Annotated in this window: 19 protein-coding genes; 9 read left to right on the plus strand and 10 right to left on the minus strand. The window is 66.8% G+C overall.

All coding sequences use genetic code 11. From position 1 onward, the window contains the following. Positions 1-8 precede the first annotated feature (8 nt). From gyrB to dnaA, 5 genes are all read right to left on the minus strand, one after another. Positions 9-2,042, minus strand: coding sequence for a DNA topoisomerase (ATP-hydrolyzing) subunit B (gene gyrB / locus AWC03_RS04405; protein ID WP_085239301.1), 2,034 nt, complete (start codon positions 2,040-2,042; stop codon positions 9-11). A 256-nt stretch (positions 2,043-2,298) separates the two neighbouring features. Continuing rightward, positions 2,299-2,799 (minus strand): DUF721 family protein, encoded by a 501-nt coding sequence (locus tag AWC03_RS04410; protein WP_244275245.1) that lies wholly within the window; start codon positions 2,797-2,799, stop codon positions 2,299-2,301. A 53-nt stretch (positions 2,800-2,852) separates the two neighbouring features. After that, positions 2,853-4,010, minus strand: coding sequence for a DNA replication/repair protein RecF (gene recF, locus AWC03_RS04415; protein ID WP_085239303.1), 1,158 nt, complete (start codon positions 4,008-4,010; stop codon positions 2,853-2,855). Continuing rightward, positions 4,011-5,210 (minus strand): DNA polymerase III subunit beta, encoded by a 1,200-nt coding sequence (dnaN, locus tag AWC03_RS04420; RefSeq protein WP_085239304.1) that lies wholly within the window; start codon positions 5,208-5,210, stop codon positions 4,011-4,013. Between the two features lie 537 nt (positions 5,211-5,747). Then, positions 5,748-7,277, minus strand: a complete 1,530-nt coding sequence (gene dnaA / locus AWC03_RS04425; protein ID WP_085239506.1) for a chromosomal replication initiator protein DnaA — start codon at positions 7,275-7,277, stop codon at positions 5,748-5,750. A 597-nt stretch (positions 7,278-7,874) separates the two neighbouring features. On the opposite strand from dnaA, the gene rpmH reads away from it, so the two are divergent. The 9 genes from rpmH to AWC03_RS04470 all read left to right on the plus strand — a co-directional run bounded on the left by rpmH (position 7,875) and on the right by AWC03_RS04470 (position 14,294). After that, positions 7,875-8,018: a 50S ribosomal protein L34 gene (rpmH, locus tag AWC03_RS04430; protein WP_073880743.1), complete on the plus strand. Its 144-nt coding sequence runs from the start codon at positions 7,875-7,877 to the stop codon at positions 8,016-8,018. Between the two features lie 23 nt (positions 8,019-8,041). Then, complete coding sequence (gene rnpA / locus AWC03_RS04435; protein ID WP_085239305.1) at positions 8,042-8,404, plus strand: ribonuclease P protein component; 363 nt, start codon at positions 8,042-8,044, stop codon at positions 8,402-8,404. Between the two features lie 74 nt (positions 8,405-8,478). Continuing rightward, positions 8,479-8,733, plus strand: coding sequence for a membrane protein insertion efficiency factor YidD (yidD, locus tag AWC03_RS04440; protein ID WP_208859382.1), 255 nt, complete (start codon positions 8,479-8,481; stop codon positions 8,731-8,733). After that, entirely contained in the window at positions 8,717-9,820 is a 1,104-nt protein-coding gene (gene yidC / locus AWC03_RS04445) for a membrane protein insertase YidC (protein ID WP_142278320.1), read from the plus strand. Before yidD ends, yidC begins: the two co-directional genes overlap by 17 nt. A 71-nt stretch (positions 9,821-9,891) precedes the next feature. Then, a complete protein-coding gene (locus tag AWC03_RS04450) occupies positions 9,892-10,458 on the plus strand; it encodes a Jag family protein (RefSeq protein WP_085239308.1) in 567 nt (188 codons plus the stop codon). Positions 10,459-10,560: 102 nt separating this feature from the next. Then, on the plus strand, positions 10,561-11,250 hold the full coding sequence (rsmG, locus tag AWC03_RS04455) for a 16S rRNA (guanine(527)-N(7))-methyltransferase RsmG (RefSeq protein ID WP_249025823.1): 690 nt from the start codon (positions 10,561-10,563) through the stop codon (positions 11,248-11,250). Then, positions 11,247-12,269: a ParA family protein gene (locus tag AWC03_RS04460; RefSeq protein ID WP_085239310.1), complete on the plus strand. Its 1,023-nt coding sequence runs from the start codon at positions 11,247-11,249 to the stop codon at positions 12,267-12,269. Before rsmG ends, AWC03_RS04460 begins: the two co-directional genes overlap by 4 nt. Positions 12,270-12,292: 23 nt before the next feature. Further along, a complete protein-coding gene (locus tag AWC03_RS04465) occupies positions 12,293-13,276 on the plus strand; it encodes a ParB/RepB/Spo0J family partition protein (RefSeq protein ID WP_085239311.1) in 984 nt (327 codons plus the stop codon). A 265-nt stretch (positions 13,277-13,541) separates the two neighbouring features. Continuing rightward, complete coding sequence (locus AWC03_RS04470; protein ID WP_085239312.1) at positions 13,542-14,294, plus strand: acetyltransferase; 753 nt, start codon at positions 13,542-13,544, stop codon at positions 14,292-14,294. Here AWC03_RS04470 and AWC03_RS04475 read toward each other — a convergent pair. From AWC03_RS04475 to sigM, 5 genes are all read right to left on the minus strand, one after another. Continuing rightward, a complete protein-coding gene (locus AWC03_RS04475) occupies positions 14,291-15,511 on the minus strand; it encodes an N-acetylmuramoyl-L-alanine amidase (RefSeq protein WP_085239313.1) in 1,221 nt (406 codons plus the stop codon). The genes AWC03_RS04470 and AWC03_RS04475 overlap by 4 nt on opposite strands. 134 nt (positions 15,512-15,645) lie before the next feature. Then, the gene (gene trxA, locus AWC03_RS04480) at positions 15,646-15,999 is read right to left on the minus strand and encodes a thioredoxin (protein WP_085239314.1); all 354 of its coding nucleotides are present in this window, start codon (positions 15,997-15,999) and stop codon (positions 15,646-15,648) included. Next, positions 15,996-17,003, minus strand: a complete 1,008-nt coding sequence (trxB, locus tag AWC03_RS04485) for a thioredoxin-disulfide reductase (protein WP_085239315.1) — start codon at positions 17,001-17,003, stop codon at positions 15,996-15,998. Before trxB ends, trxA begins: the two co-directional genes overlap by 4 nt. A 91-nt stretch (positions 17,004-17,094) precedes the next feature. Continuing rightward, positions 17,095-17,823 carry a hypothetical protein gene (locus AWC03_RS04490; RefSeq protein WP_085239316.1) on the minus strand — a complete coding sequence of 243 codons (729 nt, stop codon included), beginning with the start codon at positions 17,821-17,823 and terminating at the stop codon, positions 17,095-17,097. Beyond that, positions 17,816-18,427, minus strand: a complete 612-nt coding sequence (gene sigM, locus AWC03_RS04495) for an RNA polymerase sigma factor SigM (RefSeq protein ID WP_085239317.1) — start codon at positions 18,425-18,427, stop codon at positions 17,816-17,818. Before sigM ends, AWC03_RS04490 begins: the two co-directional genes overlap by 8 nt. Positions 18,428-18,447: the final 20 nt, after the last annotated feature.

Consider the following 18,447-nt stretch of genomic DNA (forward strand, 5'->3'; position numbering starts at 1 on the left):
TGACTGCGTCAGACATCCAGGAAGCGAACGTCCTTGGCGTTGCGGGTGATAAAGCTACGGCGCGCGTCGACGTCTTCGCCCATCAAGATGGAGAACAACTCGTCGGCCGCCGCGGCGTCGTCGAGCGTGACTTGGCGCAGCACCCGCACCGACGGGTCCATCGTGGTCTCCCACAACTCTTTGGCGTCCATCTCACCGAGACCCTTGTAACGCTGGATGCCGTCCTCTTTGTTGATCTTCTTGCCGGCCTTCAGCCCCGCCTCCAGCAGGCCGTCCCGCTCACGGTCGGAGTAGGCGAACTCGGGATCGGTGCGCTGCCACTTCAACTTGTACAGCGGCGGCTGCGCCAGGAACACGTGCCCGTTCTCGATCAGTGGCCGCATGAACCGGAACAACAGGGTCAGCAGCAGCGTCGAGATGTGCTGGCCGTCCACATCGGCGTCGGCCATCAGCACGATCTTGTGGTAGCGCAGCTTGGTGATGTCGAACTCGTCGTGAATCCCGGTGCCCAGCGCGGTGATGATCGCCTGGACTTCGGTGTTCTTCAGCACCCGGTCGATGCGGGCCTTCTCGACGTTGATGATCTTGCCGCGCAACGGCAGAATCGCCTGGAACATCGAGTCGCGACCGCTCTTCGCCGAGCCTCCGGCCGAATCGCCCTCCACCACATACAGTTCCGACTTGCGCGGATCGGTGGAGCGGCAGTCGGCCAGCTTGCCGGGCAGCCCGCCCAGGTCGGTGGCGCTCTTGCGGCGTACCAGTTCCCGCGCCTTACGGGCCGCGATCCGCGCCTGTGCCGACGACACCGCTTTGTTCACAACGGTTTTCGCCTCGGACGGGTTGGCCTCGAACCAGTGCGTGAGTTGCTCATTGCAGACCCTCTGCACGAACGACTTGACCTCGGTGTTGCCCAGCTTGGTCTTGGTCTGGCCCTCGAACTGCGGCTCGGCGACCTTGACCGAGATGACGGCCGCCAAGCCTTCCCGGATGTCGTCACCGGTGAGGTTGGGGTCCTTGTCCTTCAGCAGCTTCTTGTCTTTGGCGTACTTGTTCACCACCGAGGTCAGCGCGCTGCGGAAGCCCTCTTCGTGGGTTCCGCCCTCGTGCGTGTTGATGGTGTTGGCGAAGGTGTGCACCGACTCCGAGTAGCCGCCGTTCCACTGCATGGCGATCTCGACCTCGTGGCCGGGTCCCTTCCCGTCGAAGTCGATGACGCTCTGCTGGATCGGGCTCTTGGTCCGGTTGATGTGCTTGACGAAGTCCACCAGACCACCCGGGTAGTGGAACGTGCGGTGCTTGACCTTGTGCGGCGCAGTCGATTCGGCCGCCTTCTCCTCTGCGGACTTGGGCGCCTCGGCCGTGTCGCTGACCACCTCGTCGACGACCTCGTCCTGCTCCACCCGTTCGTCGGTGAGGTTGATGGTGAGGCCCTTGTTCAGGAACGCCATCTCCTGCAGACGGCGCGCCACGGTCTCGAAGTCGTACTGGGTGGTCTCGAAGATCTCGGAGTCGGCCCAGAACCGGATGGTGGTCCCGGTCTTCTTGGTGGCCTCGCCCTGCTTGAGGGTGCCGGGAACGGCCCGGTCGTAGTACTGGAACCACTCATGCCCGTCGCGTCTGATGGTGACTTCCAGCCGAGTGGACAGCGCGTTGACCACCGATACGCCGACCCCGTGCAGGCCGCCGCTGACGGTGTAGCCGCTGTTCTCGCCGCCGAACTTGCCGCCAGCGTGCAGCTGGGTCATCACCACGTCGACGGTGGGGGCGCCGGTGGCGTGCATCGCCACCGGGATGCCGCGCCCGTCGTCGGCGACCTCCACACTGCCGTCGTCGAGGAGTCGAACGTCGACCCGGGTGGCGTAGCCGGCCATCGCCTCGTCCACCGAGTTGTCGACCACCTCCCAGATGAGGTGGTGCAGACCGCGCTCACCGGTGGACCCGATGTACATACCGGGGCGTTTGCGGACCGCTTCCAGCCCTTCCAGCACGGTGATCGCTGAAGCGCCGTATTCGTCTTGCGCCTTCTTCTTCTGGGCAGCCACGGTCGGAATGCTCTCCTTGGGGTTTCATGCGGGCGGTACCTCGTCACCGCATCAGTCGCATTGCGCCAGTCTACCGTGATGGGCCGTCCGTACCGATTCTCTGGGCGCGTTTCTACCTAGCTAACCGCGCCGTGCGGACGATTTCTGTATTCCCGCCGCGTCCCGACGTGCGTCCACACCGTTCGTTTCGTCCTAGCGGCTTTGAGCGCCCTGTTGAGAGAGGCGGCTCTGGGGATGGTCCCGGCCGGTCGGCGGCCTAGCCGTAGGTGTCGCGCGGACCCCTCCCGGGAATGTGCCGGGGCCCCTTGCGCCACGACGGCGCGGTCGGACCGGTGATTTTCAGCGACGTCACCACCCCGTTGCCGACCGCCGCGGCGATCTTGGCCAGCAGTTGTGCCTGGATCATCCGCAGCTGGGTGGCCCACGCCGTCGATTCGGCCGCCACACTGAGCACACCGTCGCTCAACGCCGTGGGTGTCGCGTGATCGGCGATCTGCGCACCCACCACCGAGGTCCAGTTGCCCAGCACCGTGCCTTCGGCGACCTGCGCCGACCACCCACGCTTTTTCGCCAGGTCCCGCGCCAGCCTGCCCAGCGGCTGGGGGTCGCGCACATCGGGCCCGGGGCCCGACCAGCTGCGCCGCTGACCCGCCACCCGGCGCGCCGGCGGTGGCATCGAGCGCCCACGGCCCGCGTCCTTTCCCTGTGCTCGCGCCGCGGCGCGAGCCTCCTCCAGGGTGCGCCGGACCAGGTCCATCCCCCGCGCCAGACCCGGGTCCACTACATCGCCGCCTTCTTGCTCGTCGCCCGTCACGGCCGCACCACCGAAACCCGGCCGAGATCGTCGTCGCGCAGTTCGATGTCCACCTGTCTGGCAGACCAGCCCGCCGGGATGTCATCCGCCACCGCCGCGGTCACCAAAACCTGTTCCGCCGATTCCGCCACCGTCGCCAGCGCCTGGCGGCGGGCCGCGTCGAGTTCGGCGAACACGTCATCGAGCAACAACACCGGTTCGCTCCCGTCGGCGCGTAACAGCTCGTACGACGCCAGCCGCAACGCCACCGCGAACGACCACGATTCCCCATGGCTGGCAAAGCCTTTCGCGGGTTGCTCACCCAACCACAGCTCGAGATCGTCACGATGCGGGCCCACCAGACACATTCCGCGTTCCAACTCGGCGTCGCGGCGTTCGGCCAGCCCGGCCAGCATCGCAGCCTCGAGAAAGTCGCGACGGTCGCCGCCCGCATCCGCGGCCACGGCTGCGCCGAGGCTGGTGCGATAGGCGATCGACGCCGGCCGCGACGCCGGTGCCAGCAGCTGATAGGCCTTCTCCACCTCCGGCGCCAACTGGTTGACCAGGTCGATGCGGGCGGCCATCAATTCGGCGCCGTATTCGGCCAATCGGCTGTCCCACACATCGAGGGTGTCCAGGGCGCTGCGATCACCGCGGTGCCGTATCCCCGAGGCGGACTTCAACAACGCCGTGCGCTGCCGCAGAACTTTTTCGTAATCAGCGCGCACCCCCGCCACCGCGGGGCGCCGCACCGTCGCCAGGTCATCGAGATAACGGCGACGTTCCGCGGGGTCACCGCGCACCAACGCCAAGTCTTCCGGCGCGAAAAGCACCGCCCGCAAAACACCGATCACCTCACGCGTGCTGCGCACCGGTGACCGGTTCAACCGTGCCTTGTTCGCTCGCCCGGCGGCGATCTCCAGATCGATCGCGCATTCCCTGCCCTCGTTGACCACGATGGTCGATACCACCGCGCGCTCGGCGCCCACCCGGATCAGTGGCGTGTCGGTGCCCACCCGATGCGAGCCCAAGGTCGTCGAAAACCACAGCGCCTCAATCAGATTGGTTTTGCCGAACCCATTGGAACCGACGAACACCGTCCGGCCCGGCTCCAATTCGAGGTCGGCGTGCGCCCAGGACCGGAAATCGCGCAGTCCCAAATGCCGGACGTACACCTATCCGGGCAACCGAACTGGCATCAACAGGTAGACGTAATCCGTCGGCAGGGCCGCGAAGGGACCGTTTCCGCTGGGAGGACTGTCGTCGCCCGAAGCGGGCCGCAGCAGCGCCGGCTTGCCTGGCGTGGTGAAACCGAACGACACCCGCTCCGAATGCACCGCCGCCAGCCCGTCGGTGAGGTAAGTCGGGTTGAACGCGATCGTCAACGGCTCCCCGACGAAATCGACGGCAAGGTCTTCCTCAGCCCGGCCGACATCGTCGGCCCCCGCGGACAGGCGCAGCGAGCCTTCGGAGAATTCCATCCGCACCTGGGCGCCACGGTCCGCCACCAACGCCACCAGCTTGATCGCCTCGGTCAGCTCGGCGACGTTGATGGTGGCCACCGCCGTGTGTTCGGCGGGCAACAGCTGACGAAACTTCGGGAACTCCGCATCGAGAAGCCGTGTCGTGCTCCGTTTGCCATTGCCGCTGATCCCGAGCAGCCCGTCCTTGCCGACCCCGCTGCCGGCGCCCAACGACAACCGGACTTCGGAGCCGTCGGCGCCCGCCCTGGCGGCCTCGGCCAACGTTTTCGCGGGCACCAATACCGCCGCTTCGATGTCGGGCGACGACGCCGACCAGGTCAGCTCACGCACCGCCAGCCGGAACCGGTCGGTGGCCGCCAAAACGACCGTGTTGCCGGAGATCTCCACCCGAATCCCGGTCAGCATGGGCAACGTGTCGTCCCGGCCGGCCGCCACGGCCACCTGACCGATCGCCTCGGCGAACAGATCGGCGGGCAGCGTCCCGGTCTCCTCGGGCAGCGACGGCAGCGTCGGGTAATCCTCGACCGCCATGGTCGGCAGTGAGAATCTGGCGCTTCCGCAGTTCAAGGCGACGCGGTTCCCGTCGACGTAGAAGTCGACGGGCTTGTTCGGCAACGCCCGGGTGATGTCGGACAACAACCGACCCGACACCAAAACGCTTCCGGGAGAAGCTACTTCGGCCGCAACCTGCGCTTCGGCGGAAACCTCGTAGTCGAATCCGGAGATCGTCAGACCCTCGTCGGTGCCGGATAACAGCACTCCCGACAGCACGGGTACCGCCGGCCGGGTCGGCAGATTCTTCGCCACCCACGACACCGCATCGGCGAAGGACTCCCGCACCAAACGAAACTTCAAGTCGCTGAGACCAGCTCTTGTCGTCGCCGCGTCCATAGCGTCCCTTCACCTACCGAGCGTTTCAAAGTCCAGTGGCTAGCCTCTCCCCGCTAGCACGGGGCTCCGCCGCGAACGCCACTGACACGTGATACCAACAGCGACCGCAACGGCAGTCGAAGAACAACCGTAGATCGTCGGCGGCCAACTTGAAAGCTAATCGCGAAGCCCGACAAGGCGGGGTACCGGCGGATCAGAGACGGGCGCCGAACCCAACGTCCCCAGAGCTGTATTTCAAAGAAGAAACGACGAAGAGATCTCAGTACTAGTAATAAGCGCTGTGCATTCTGGGGACAGCGGTGGTTCGACCCAGCTAGAGCCGAGATCGGGCTGTGGATGACAGGGTCGACAACTGTGTGCTGGGTGTTGGGTCGCTGGGGAGGAAGAGTGGCTGTGCACGCAGCGGCGGTTACTACACGGCTGTTTGATTGCGTTGTGCACAGCACTGCACACAAGCTCTGAGTGTGGCGTGTGTGACAGGCGGGTGAGAAGTTTTTTGAAATTAATGACCGCGCCGCGGCCCACAGAAGCGCGGTGTCAGCGCTTGGAGCGCTGGCGGATGCGAGTGGTGAGCTCTTTGACGTGATCGAAGACCTCACGCCGCTCGGCCATCTCGGACAAAATCTTGCGCTGTGCGTACATGACGGTGGTGTGGTCACGCCCGAACGCCTGCCCGATCTTGGGCAACGACAGGTCGGTGAGCTCGCGACACAGGTACATGGCGATCTGGCGCGACTGGGCCAGCGCCCGCGTCTTGCCGGGCCCGCGCAGTTCTTCCACCGTGGTATCGAAGTACTCGGCCGTGGCGGCCATGATCGTCGCCGCGCTGATTTGCATCGTGCTCGCGTCGGCGATGAGGTCGCGCAGCACGATCTCGGCAAGGGCCTTGTCAATGGGGGTCTTGTTCAACGAGGCGAACGCGGTGACCCGGATGAGCGCGCCCTCGAGTTCGCGGATGTTGCGTTCGATGCTGCTGGCGATGAGTTCCAGTACGTCATCGGGGACCGCGAGCCGTTCCATTTGTGCCTTCTTGCGCAAGATGGCAATCCGGGTCTCGAGCTCGGGCGGCTGGACGTCGGTGATCAACCCCCATTCGAACCGGGTGCGCAGGCGGTCTTCGAGCGTGGCGAGCTGCTTGGGGGGCCGGTCAGAGGAGATGACGATCTGCTTGTTGGCGTTGTGCAGCGTGTTGAAGGTATGGAAGAACTCCTCCTGAATACCTTCCTTGCCCTCGATGAACTGAATGTCATCAACGAGCAACACGTCGACGTCGCGGTAGCTTCGCTTGAAGGCGACCTTGCGGTCGTCGCGTAGCGAGTTGATGAAGTCGTTGGTGAATTCCTCGGTGGACACGTACTTGACGCGCATGCCGGGAAACAGTCGTTGGGCGTAATTGCCCGCGGCGTGCAGCAGGTGGGTCTTGCCCAGACCGGATTCTCCCCAGATGAACAGCGGGTTGTAGGCGCGCGCCGGCGCTTCGGCGATGGCGAGGGCCGCGGCGTGCGCGAAGCGGTTGGACGCCCCGATGACGAACGTGTCGAAGGTGTAGCGGCGGTTGAGGCTGGTGCCGCCCGCGACGGCCGGGTCCGCGGGGAGCGGCCGCTCGGTGAAGTAGTTCGGCCAGCTCTGCGTACCGCCGGCGGGTTCAACGCCCTCGTCGGCGTCGTCCGTTTCGCCGGTGTCCTCGTCGGTGAACGGCCCGTCGGTTTGCAGGAACGGGTCGGCGTGGGGCGGCACCACGTCGCCGGCGTCGTCGTCGGGTGGCGCGATACGCACCCCGAGCTGGATCTGTTGTCCGAGCCGGCGGCTGAGTGCGTCGGTGATGGGGGCGCGCAGATGACGTTCGATCTCGTTTTGGACGAAGCTGCTGGGCACCGACAAGAGTGCGAAACCCTCAACGATGGTCAGCGGCTGGACGAGGTTCAGCCAAGCTCGCTGCTGGGGGGTCAGGGGGGCGATGAGGGTGGTGCGGCTGCCGGCTGCTGCGTCCGGGGTGGATTCTCCGTTGAGCTCGGACACGACCGCGTTCCACACGGTGGTGAAACTTGAACCGGGGTCATCGGTCAACGACGCATCCCCCTGGTTCTCGAGCATCCCGGGTCGAAGTACAACCACGCTTGGCGACAAAGCAACTGTCCACATAGTTATACACAGGTGTGGACAGGATGAGCGTATGCGAACCACAACCTACCGGCGACGGCTCGCGATCTCCGTGCTGGAAGAAAACCATGAAGGCTGTCTAGGCAGCTAGTCGATCCACCATCCTCGCTTCGTTGTCGAGGCGTCGTTGCAGTCTAAAACGACACTGGCAGAAGCTAACAGTTTTCCGTGCGGCTGCCAACCGTTCTGCTGCATTCCAATCTGGCTGTCTAGGCTCCAACGGGCCTACTGTCACTCGCCGCCGCCGCGGTGCCGGGTGCGGAACGTGCGGTAGCGACGGTGTTCTGCCCCGGATGGAGCGGGTGCGTTGGGGCAGGCCAGGTTTGACCAGGCGAAGCGCGGTCAGTACCCTCAAACAGTCGCCCGAAAGTCGGCGATGCGGCTGCGACCCAGGTCTGCCTGGGGACCGCGCCGGCCAGCAGCAAGATTACCTCCGACCGACCCGCAGACGAGTGAACGTCTGGCCGGCCGGATGGAAATGCGAGACACAACGAGGAGAACGTCGTGGCCAAGGGCAAGCGGACCTTCCAGCCGAACAACCGGCGCCGAGCCCGCGTGCACGGCTTCCGGTTGCGCATGCGCACCCGCGCCGGACGCTCGATTGTGTCGAGCCGGCGCCGTAAGGGTCGCCGCGCGCTATCTGCCTGATCGCAACGTCGGGTCTTTCGGCGGTGCTTTCGGCACGCAACCGCATGAGGCGGTCAACCGAGTTTGACGCGACGGTGAAGCACGGAATCCGCGCGGCGCAGCCGGACGTGGTCGTACACCTCCGACGTGCCGGCGAGGACGACGGCGCAACCGCTCCGCACGTCGGACTGATCGTCGCGAAGTCCGTGGGTTCGGCCGTGGAACGCCACCGGGTGTCCCGTCGGCTGCGGCACGTGGCACGAACCGTTTTGGGTGAGCTCCACGATTCCGACCAGGTGGTGATCCGGGCGTTGCCCGGGAGCCGGACCGCATCATCGGCGCGGCTGGAGCAGGAACTGCGCCGCGGTTTGCGACGCGCGTTCGAGTCGGCGGGACGGGAGCGGTGAGCGCGCGGGTCGTCCAGACGGTGGGCGCGATCACCGTGCGCGGTGTGGTTTCCGTAATCCAGCTGTACCGGCACATGGTCTCGCCACTGCGGCCGGCAACATGTCGTTTCGTTCCGACGTGCAGCCAGTATGCGGTCGAGGCGCTGACCGAGTACGGCTTGTTGCGGGGGAGTTGGCTGGCTGTGGTCAGGCTCGCCAAGTGCGGACCCTGGCACCGGGGCGGATGGGATCCGATACCCGAACGCCCGGGATGCCAAGTGAACTTCGAAGATGCCAGCGACGCGTGGGCCGGCCCGGCGGCGCGAGGGGAGAGTGGAACTCTTGTTTGATTTCTTTAGCCTGGACTTCGTTTATTACCCGGTGTCCTGGATCATGTGGGCCTGGTACAAGCTGTTCGCGTCGATGCTAGGGCCGTCGAACTTCTTCGCGTGGGCGCTGGCGGTGATGTTCTTGGTGTTCAGCCTGCGGGCGTTGTTGTACAAGCCGTTTGTGCGCCAGATCCGGACCACCCGCCAGATGCAGGAACTGCAACCGCAAATCAAGGCGCTGCAAAAGAAATACGGCAAGGACCGCCAGCGGATGGCGCTGGAGATGCAGAAGCTACAGCGCGAACACGGCTTCAACCCGATCCTCGGGTGCTTGCCGATGCTGGCGCAGATCCCGGTGTTCCTCGGGCTGTATCACGTGTTGCGGTCGTTCAACCGAACCACCGGCGGCTTCGGGCAACCCCACCTCTCGGTCGCCCAGAATCGCCTCACCGGAAACTACGTCTTCAGCCCGACCGACGTCGCGCACTTTCTGGACGCCAACCTGTTCGGTGCGCCGATCGGCGCATTCATGACGCAGCGGACCGGGTTGGACGCGTTCACCCACTTCAGTCGGCCGGCGGTCATCGCGGTCGGGGCGCCGGTGATGATCCTGGCCGGGATAGCGACCTACTTCAACAGCCGGGCGTCGGTGGCGCGGCAGAGCCCGGAAGCCGCGGCCAATCCCCAGACCGCGATGATGAACAAGCTTGCGCTGTACGTGTTTCCGCTGGGTGTCGTGGTCGGTGGGCCGTTCCTTCCGCTGGCGATCATCCTGTACTGGTTCGCCAACAACATTTGGACGTTCGGCCAGCAGCACTACGTGTTCGGCATGATCGAAAAAGAGGACGAGGCCAAGAAGCAGGAAGCGCTGGAACGGCGGGCGGCGAACGCACCGGCGCCAGGGGCCAAACCGAAGCGCAATCCCAGGGCGGGACAGCCCGACGGCAACGGGGCGACCGCGGAAGGGGAGGCGGAGTCGGATGCGCCCGACGGGGAGGCGCCGGCAGCCAAGACCGAGCCGGCCAAACCGAATGCGGGTGGCGAAAGCGGAGGGGCCGTCAATCGGACACCTCGGCCGGGCGCGCGCCCCAAGAAACGTAAACGCTGACAACGGAGACATGGCCGGACCGGGCGGTGCGACCCGGTTGGCAGGGACCCGCGGATGAGGGAGAGAAAGACATGACCGACGCAGACACGACCGAACGCGACGTGGACAGCGAGCTGGACGCGGAGCGGCCGTCCGAGAATGGCGCGGAGGCGGAGGCCGACGAGTTCGACGACCAGGAAGAGCGGTTGGTGGCCGAAGGCGAAATTGCCGGCGACTACCTGGAGGAGCTGCTGGACCTGTTGGACTTCGACGGCGACATCGACTTGGACGTCGAGGGCAACCGCGCGGTGGTGAGCATCGACGGCAGCGACGACTTGAACAAGTTGGTGGGACGCGGCGGCGAGGTGCTCGACGCGCTGCAGGAGCTCACCCGGCTGGCCGTCCACCAGAAGACGGGCGTCCGCAGCCGCCTGATGCTCGACATCGCGAGCTGGCGGCGGCGGCGTCGCGAGGAGCTGGCGGCCCTGGGCGACAAGGTGGCCCGGCGGGTGCTGGAGTCCGGTCAGCGTGAAGAGCTGGCGCCGATGACGCCGTTCGAGCGCAAGATCGTCCACGACGCCGTCGCGGCGGTGCCCGGCGTGCACAGCGAAAGCGAGGGCGTGGAGCCCGCGCGGCGCGTCGTCGTGCTGCACGACTGACGAGTTACATAGGTGTAGTTCCCGCGCGGAGGGCAGCGTGCGTCGGGCGAGCGAAGGATGTTTCACGTGAAACATGGCGGGCCCGGGGAGATGGGGGAGAACATGCCCGATCCCGCGGAACCCGTCACGCCCGACGCCGCCGAGGCGATCTTCGGCCCAAGGCTCGACGGCGCACGTCGTTACGCGGAGCTGCTCGCCGGGCCGGGCGTGGAACGAGGACTCCTCGGCCCGCGGGAAGTGGGCCGTATCTGGGAGCGCCATCTCCTCAACAGCGCGGCGGTGGCTGAGCTGCTGGATGAAGGGGAGCGGGTCATCGACATCGGCAGCGGCGCGGGGTTGCCGGGCATCCCGATGGCGCTCGCGCGCCCCGACATCGAGATGGTGCTTCTCGAACCGTTGCTGCGACGCAGCGAATTTCTCAGCCAGGTCGTCGACCAACTAGGGTTAGCCGTCGAAGTGGTCCGCGGCCGTGCCGAGGAACTGTGGGTACGCCACCAGTTCGGGGAAAGGGATGCGGCGGTGTCACGAGCGGTTGCGTCGTTGGACAAGTTGGCCAAGTGGAGCATGCCGTTGCTTCGGCCGGGCGGGCGCATGCTCGCGATCAAGGGCGAACGGGGCGGCGAGGAAGTTGAACAGTACCGGCGTGTGATGGCAGCATCGGGCGCCGTTGATGCCAGGGTGGTGACATGTGGCGCGACCTATTTGCGTCCCCCCGCAACCGTAGTTATAGCGCGGCGTGGAACGCAGCCCCGTCGCCGGCCGGCACGGACCGGGAAGGCCGGGAATCGATGAGCAGTCCGGGAGATCTGCCGACCGCGCCGGGATCGGTGCCGACGGCCGCCGCCGCCCCGACGGCAGCCGCAGCCGAAGCCCCGCGGCCCGTCGCGGCGGAGGCCGCCCCGGCCCCGGTACCGACGGACGACCCGGCGGCGAATGTTTCACGTGAAACAGCCGCCGAATTCGATACACCGATCGGCGCGGCCGCCGAACGGGCGATGCGGGTCTTGCACACCACCTATCCGCCCCTGCGCCGGCCGAGGCACCGCCGGGTGCTGACGGTGGCCAATCAGAAGGGGGGCGTCGGCAAGACCACCACCGCGGTGAACATCGCCGCTGCCCTCGCGCTGCAAGGGCTCAAGACATTGGTCATCGACCTCGACCCACAGGGCAACGCGAGTACGGCGCTCGGTATCACCGAGCGACACTCGGGCACGCCCTCGTCGTACGAGGTGCTCATCGGCGAGGTCTCGGTGCAGGATGCGCTCCGGCGCAGCCCGCACAACGAGCGGTTGTTCTGCATCCCGGCCACCATCGACTTGGCGGGCGCCGAGATCGAATTGGTGAGCATGGTGGCCCGCGAGAACCGGCTACGGACGGCCCTGGCCGACCTCGACGACCTCGACTTCGATTACGTCTTCATCGACTGCCCACCGTCGTTGGGGCTGCTGACCATCAACGCGCTCGTCGCCGCACCTGAGGTGATGATCCCGATCCAGTGTGAGTACTACGCGCTCGAGGGCGTGTCGCAGCTGATGCGCAACATCGAGATGGTGAAGGCCCACCTCAATCCGCAACTTGACGTGACCACCGTCATCCTCACCATGTACGACGGCCGGACCAAGCTCGCCGATCAGGTCGCCGAAGAGGTTCGCCGGTACTTCGGAACAAAGGTGCTGCGGACGGTGATCCCGCGCAGCGTCAAGGTCTCCGAGGCCCCCGGCTACAGCATGACCATCATCGATTACGACCCCGGTTCGCGCGGGGCGATGAGCTACCTCGACGCGAGTCGCGAACTCGCCGAGCGTGATTGACCACCATCCGTGAAGGGACGACCATGACGCAGCCATTACGCAAGAAGGGCGGCCTCGGCCGGGGCCTGGCCTCGCTGATCCCGACCGGTCCCGCCGAGGGAGACTCGGGTCCCGCGACGCTCGGCCCGCGGATGGGTGACGCTGCAGCGGATGTCTTGATCGGGGGACCGGGACCGGATCTGGCCCCGGCAGGGGCGGTGTATCGCGAAATCGCACCGGCCGACATCGAGCCCAATCCGCGCCAGCCGCGGCAGGTGTTCGACGACGAGGCGCTGTCCGAGTTGGTGCACTCCATCCGCGAATTCGGACTGCTGCAGCCGATCGTGGTGCGCGCGGTTCCCGGGGCCAAGACCGGGCCGCGGTATCAGATCGTGATGGGGGAGCGGCGCTGGCGCGCGGCTCAAGAAGCGGGGCTCGCCACCATCCCCACGATCGTGCGCGAGACCGGTGACGACAACCTCTTACGCGACGCCCTCCTGGAGAACATCCACCGGGTGCAGCTGAACCCTTTGGAAGAGGCGGCGGCATACCAGCAGTTGCTCGACGAATTCGGCGTCACCCACGATGAACTCGCGTCGCGCATCGGCCGCTCGCGGCCGTTGATCACCAACATGATCCGGTTGCTCAAGCTGCCGATCCCCGTGCAGCGGCGGGTGGCGGCAGGCGTGCTGTCGGCCGGCCATGCCCGCGCCCTCCTGTCGCTGGAAGCCGGGCCCGAAGCGCAAGAGGAACTCGCCGGCCGGATCGTCGCCGAGGGACTGTCGGTGCGGGCGACCGAGGAGGCGGTGACGCTGGCCAACCGTGCCGGCACAGCCGCCCCGGCGCCCCAGCGGCGCAAGCCGATCCAGATGCCGGGGCTGCAGGAGGTCGCCGAGCGGCTGTCCAACGCCTTCGACACGCGGGTGACGGTGAGCTTGGGCAAGCGCAAAGGGAAGATCGTGGTGGAGTTCGGCTCCGTGGACGATTTGCAGCGAATTATCGACATGATGACGGCGACGCAGGCCTGAACCGCCATACCGTGTAATTACGTCACTGTGACACCGGAGCGGTTACGGGAGCGCAACGACCGGCATCCGCCCGCCCTGGAATCACGAAAGCGCATGCGTTCTAAGGATTTTCGGTAACGAACCGGCGGGGAGCGTAACGCGCCGATTGTCCGGTGCGGTGATCGGCGCCTCGGCGGCAAAGCTGGCCCGATTGCGACCCGCTCTCTTATCCTGGAGGGGTTGCCGGTGCCATTGGCTGCAGTACCGCACAGGAGCCAGGAGGCTAGTGTCCGCCCGAATCATCCCGTTGCGCCTCGAGGCCTTCGAACAGCTTCCCAAGCATGCCCGCCGCTGCGTGTATTGGGAGGTCGATCCGGCAACCCTCGGTAACCAGGACCACCTTGCCGACCCGGAATTCGAAAAGGAAGCCTGGCTGTCGATGGTCATGCTGGAGTGGGGCTCGTGCGGCCAGGTCGCGACCGCGCCGGTGGACGAGCGGAGCCAGAGCGAGCCGCCCTGCCTGGGCTATGTCTTCTACGCGCCGCCGCGGGCGGTGCCCCGGGCGCAGCGATTTCCCACCGCGCCGGTATCCGCGGATGCGGTGCTGCTGACGTCGATGGGCATCGAGCCCGGGCAGGCCACCGACGACCTGCCGCACGGTCTGCTCGCCCGGGTGATCGACGAGCTGGTCCGGCGCGGAGTCCGGGCGCTGGAAGCGTTCGGTCGCACGCCGGCGGCTTCGGAATTGCAAGACCCGCTGGCGGCGAGCCCGGATGTGCGGCCGGTGTTGGAGGCCGTCGGAGACTGCTCGGTGGACCACTGCGTCATCGACGCGGAGTTCTTGCAGGACGCGGGTTTCGTTGTGGTGGCGCCACACCCGTACTTCCCGCGGCTGCGGCTCGAGTTGGACAAAGGCTTGGGCTGGAAGGCCGAAGTCGAAGCGGCTTTGGAACGCCTGCTGGAGAACGCGCAGTTGCAAGAGCCGGTCGGCGCCGGATCAGTGGCGGGAAATACGTTGCGCGGCGCCGAAATCGGCTAGGAGCCGCCGAGCCGGCTGGTCCGCTCCACGGACAGTTCGTGCGCCAGCAATTCGGCGAAGGTGAATGTGCCCGTCGGGCGGTCGTTCTTGCCCAGGAGGTAGAGCCGCTTGACCGCGGCGAGGATGCCTTCGGCGATCGCGTCGCGGGTTTGCGTCGAGATCAACATCGCGCGGTCCTGCGGGTTGGTGATGTAGCCGACGTCAACCTGCACGGTCGGCATGCGGGTCAGCCGCAACAGGTCCCACGTCCGGCCGTGCGTGCGGCAATCCCGTAACCCGGTGCGCGCCACCACTTCTCGTTGAATGAAGTCGGCCAGGTTGCGTCCGATCGTGGACACCGAGCCGTGCGAGTTGCCGAAGTGGAAGGAAGCGACGCCGTTGGCCGCGGGGCTGGGCTGGTTCTCACAGCGCAGGCTGATCATCAGGTCCGCGCCGACGTTGTTGGCGGTGGCGGCGCGTTCGGCGTCGGAGGGGCTGCGGTTGACCGGCCGCGACAGGAAGGTTTCCATGCCGATCGCCGTCATCCGCCCCTCGAGCCGGCTTGCCAAGTCCCACAACACATCCGCTTCGCTGATCGGCCCCGCGGGACCGTGCATGAGCTCACCGCGGTCGGTGCCGCCGCGACCGGGATCGATGATGATCCGCTTACCCGAGAGCTTGGGGCCCGATCTGCGGACTAGTTCTTCCTCGCGAATCGCGTGTGGTGAGCCGCCCGTGACGCGCGAGCTCAGAAAGTACAAGGAGCGCAACGTTTCTGGTCCACAGATTCCGTCCGCGGCGAGTCCGTACTCACGCTGGTATGACATCAGCGCGTTGTGGGTCTGCAAACCGAAGTGCCCGTCGACCAGTCCGGTGTAGAAGCCGAGGTCTTGCAGGCGGGCCTGCAAGGTCGCGACGTCGTCGCCGTAGAGCGGGGCGCCGAATTGGTGATACAGGGTGCGCGCCCCGAGCCGGTACGACGCCTCCTTCAACGCCCGGTACGTGGCCTCGCCGACGATGCCGTCGACCAGGAGGCCGCGGTGTTGCTGGAAGGCGCGCACCGCTTGGTCCAGTTCGGTGTCGAAGAGCTCCGCGGGCACCTGCCGGCCGGTTGCGAGGGCGTCCTCGGGGCCCTCCAGCAGCCCCAGTGCCACCAGTGTTGCCCGGACTTCGGTCACAGCTGCGCTGCGGTCCCCGCAGCGCAGCGCATCGCCGTATTCACGGCGCGGACTCGACATACCAAAGGCCCTCCGGGACACACTGACAGGCTCGCATCTGGGCAATAGCTAACCGTTATTGTCGCAGACGCATCGGGGATTCGGGAAAACCCCAGGCCGAACGCGGGGTCTGGTGCGGCGAATTCAACCCGCGATCAGCCGAGGTTGGGAACCGCGTCCGAGAGCTCACGCAGCAGGGCTGCCTTGCCTTTGGCGCCGACGATCCGCTTGACCGGTTGGCCGTCCTTGAACAGGATCATCGTCGGGATCGACACGACCTGGAAGTCGCGTGCGGTCACCGGATTGGCGTCCACGTCGAGCTTGGCGACGGTGAGTTGCGCGGCCCGCTCGCTGGCGATCTCCTCGAGAACCGGTGCCACCATCTTGCACGGACCGCACCACGTCGCCCAAAAGTCAACCAGCACAGGCTTGTTGCTGGACAGCACCTCCGCGGAGAAGGATGCGTCAGAGACTTCGATTGTGGCCCCGGCTTTTTGGGCGTCGGTCATTGAGGTGCTCCAATCATCTCGGTATTGTCAGGAAATTCGGTGGCGTCGCTTTGGGCGGGTGAACTTGATTCGACGTGGTCGGCCAGCCAGCGTTCGGCGTCGATGGCCGCCGAGCAGCCACTGCCGGCGGCGGTGATGGCCTGGCGGTAGGTGCGGTCCACCAGGTCGCCGGCGGCGAACACGCCCTCGATCGAGGTGGCGGTGGTGCGATCTTGGACCAGGACGTAGCCGTCGGGGTCGGTGTCGAGGACGTCGCGCACCAGCTCCGAGCGCGGGTCGTGCCCGATCGCCACGAAGACACCTGTGACGGGCAGGGTGGATTCCTCTCCGGTGATGGTGTCGCGCATCCGCAAACCCGTCACCGTCTCATCGCCGTCGACCCCCAGCACCGCCTTGTTGGTCAGGATCGTGATCTTCTCGTTCGCGCGGGCACGTTCGAGCATGATCCGCGAGGCGCGGAATTCGTCGCGGCGGTGCACCAGGGTGACGCTGCGGGCGAACCGGGTCAGGAAGGTGGCTTCCTCCATCGCCGAGTCGCCGCCACCGATGACCGCGATGTCTTGGTCCTTGAAGAAGAATCCGTCACAGGTCGCACACGAGCTCACGCCGCGGCCCAGCAGCTCCTGCTCGCCGGGCACGCCGAGATAGCGGGCCGCTGCGCCCATGGCCAAGATCACCGAGCGGGCGCGGACGGTCTCGCCCTCGGCCGTGGTGACCGACTTCACCGGCCCGTCCAGCGATACCGATTCGACGTCTTCCATCCGCAGGTCGGCGCCGAACCGCAGCGCCTGCTCGCGCATCTGATCCATCAACTCCGGACCGGTGATGCCGTCGCGGAAACCGGGGAAGTTCTCCACCTCGGTCGTGGTCATCAGGGCCCCACCAAACGACATCCCCTCGAACACCACCGGTGCCAACTGGGCCCGGGCCGTGTACAACGCGGCGGTGTACCCGGCAGGCCCCGAACCGATGATGATCACGTCGTGCACAGTGTCGGTGGTCATAGAACCCTTCCAAACTGATCGTCCCTGGATCCCTACCAACGCCAGCGTAGGCACGGCTGTTCCCCGGCGCGTCAGACACCCATGCACCAGACTAAGGGCGGGGGATCTCGGTGTTGGCCAACAATCCGGTATCGGCGGCGTTGCAGTTGAGCGCGACGGCGTAGACCGCCAGGCTGTGGGGACTGTCACCGGCCAGCACCAACACGACGCCAGGACGGGCGTTGATCTCGACCTGGCGCGCGCCCAGCACCTGCGTGGCCGCCGGATAGCCGAGACCGGTGAGGCACGAGGCCCGCCGGGCCGGGTCGCCGAGCGGGCCGTAATCCGGGCTTTGGCCAAGCAGGCCGCGGATCTCGTCCTGCGACAGCGGGATCACCATGGGCGGGGTGGACACCGTGATGTGCTCGGCGGTGACTTGAGTGCTGGGGGCGGGTTCGGGCGCGGTGATCAGCGCGGCGGTTCCCACCCCGACCGCCGCGAGGATCGCGGCGACGCCGGCGACCGCGGCGACCATCCGCGCGGGCCGCGCCCGCGGCCGGGCCGAGTGCCCGGCGGGTGGGGCCGCCTCCGCGGATTCCAGCGCCGCCGAAATCCTGGCGGTGATATCGGTCGGGACGTCGGGCGGCGGGTCGGCGCCAAGCGTGGCGACGTCGCAGCGCACCCGATTGAGAGCCTGCAGCATCCGTTGCGCCTCCGGGTCGTTGCGGACCCGTTGACGCAGACGGGCCGCCGATTGGTCGTCCAGCAGGCCGGCCTGCAGGTCGGCAAGAAGCTCGACCGTCAGGGGCGGTTCGTCGGCTGGGTGGTCGGCTTCATCCATCCGCCCCAGTGTCCGTCATGCGCTGCTTGACGGCCATGGGAGGGGCCGGCTCGGGGGTGGCTTCGAGGTAGCCGAGGAGCTCGGCGAGGCGCACCCGGGCCCGCGCGCACCGGCTTTTGACCGTGCCCTCGGCAACGCCCAGCAGCGCGGCGGTGTCAGCGACCGAGTACCCCTGCATGTCGACGGCCACGACGGCCGCCCGCTGCTCGACCGGAAGCCGCATCAAGGCGCGCTGCACCACCAGCGCGGTTTCTACCTGGGCCGTCCGGTCGGGCACGGGGAAGACATCCTCGAGGGGGACGGTGGGGTGGGCCTTGGTGCGCCGCAACCGGTCCAGACAGGCGTTCACGACGATGCGATGCAGCCAGCTGCCGACGGCCGCGTCATGCCGGAACGCGCCCGCGCCGCGATGCGCCGAGAGCATCGCATCCTGCAGTGCGTCCTCGGCGTCTTCGGCGGTGCGCGTCGTGAGCCGGGCCAGCCGGTGCAGCTGTCGGTGGTGGCGAAGGAACAGCTCCCGGAAGGCGTGGCGGTCGCCGGCGACGTGGGCTGCCAGCAGCTCGGCGTCGCTGCGTTCGCGCTGATCGTCTCCGCGGGAGCCCACGGCCGGACAGTATCCAATCG

Source organism: Mycobacterium europaeum (genome assembly GCF_002102155.1).
GTDB classification, from domain to species: domain Bacteria; phylum Actinomycetota; class Actinomycetes; order Mycobacteriales; family Mycobacteriaceae; genus Mycobacterium; species Mycobacterium europaeum.

What these genes read in the sequence shown, in the direction of transcription:
- AWC03_RS04460 (WP_085239310.1), top strand. Translation starts at nt 11,247, where the DNA reads ATGAGCAGTCCGGGAGATCTGCCGACCGCGCCGGGATCGGTGCCGACG.
- AWC03_RS04490 (WP_085239316.1), bottom strand. Translation starts at nt 17,823, where the DNA reads ATGGATGAAGCCGACCACCCAGCCGACGAACCGCCCCTGACGGTCGAG.
- rsmG (WP_249025823.1), top strand. Translation starts at nt 10,561, where the DNA reads ATGCCCGATCCCGCGGAACCCGTCACGCCCGACGCCGCCGAGGCGATC.
- AWC03_RS04450 (WP_085239308.1), top strand. Translation starts at nt 9,892, where the DNA reads ATGACCGACGCAGACACGACCGAACGCGACGTGGACAGCGAGCTGGAC.
- AWC03_RS04465 (WP_085239311.1), top strand. Translation starts at nt 12,293, where the DNA reads ATGACGCAGCCATTACGCAAGAAGGGCGGCCTCGGCCGGGGCCTGGCC.
- AWC03_RS04410 (WP_244275245.1), bottom strand. Translation starts at nt 2,799, where the DNA reads ATGGACCTGGTCCGGCGCACCCTGGAGGAGGCTCGCGCCGCGGCGCGA.
- dnaN (WP_085239304.1), bottom strand. Translation starts at nt 5,210, where the DNA reads ATGGACGCGGCGACGACAAGAGCTGGTCTCAGCGACTTGAAGTTTCGT.
- trxB (WP_085239315.1), bottom strand. Translation starts at nt 17,003, where the DNA reads ATGACCACCGACACTGTGCACGACGTGATCATCATCGGTTCGGGGCCT.
- trxA (WP_085239314.1), bottom strand. Translation starts at nt 15,999, where the DNA reads ATGACCGACGCCCAAAAAGCCGGGGCCACAATCGAAGTCTCTGACGCA.
- yidD (WP_208859382.1), top strand. Translation starts at nt 8,479, where the DNA reads ATGGTCTCGCCACTGCGGCCGGCAACATGTCGTTTCGTTCCGACGTGC.
- AWC03_RS04475 (WP_085239313.1), bottom strand. Translation starts at nt 15,511, where the DNA reads ATGTCGAGTCCGCGCCGTGAATACGGCGATGCGCTGCGCTGCGGGGAC.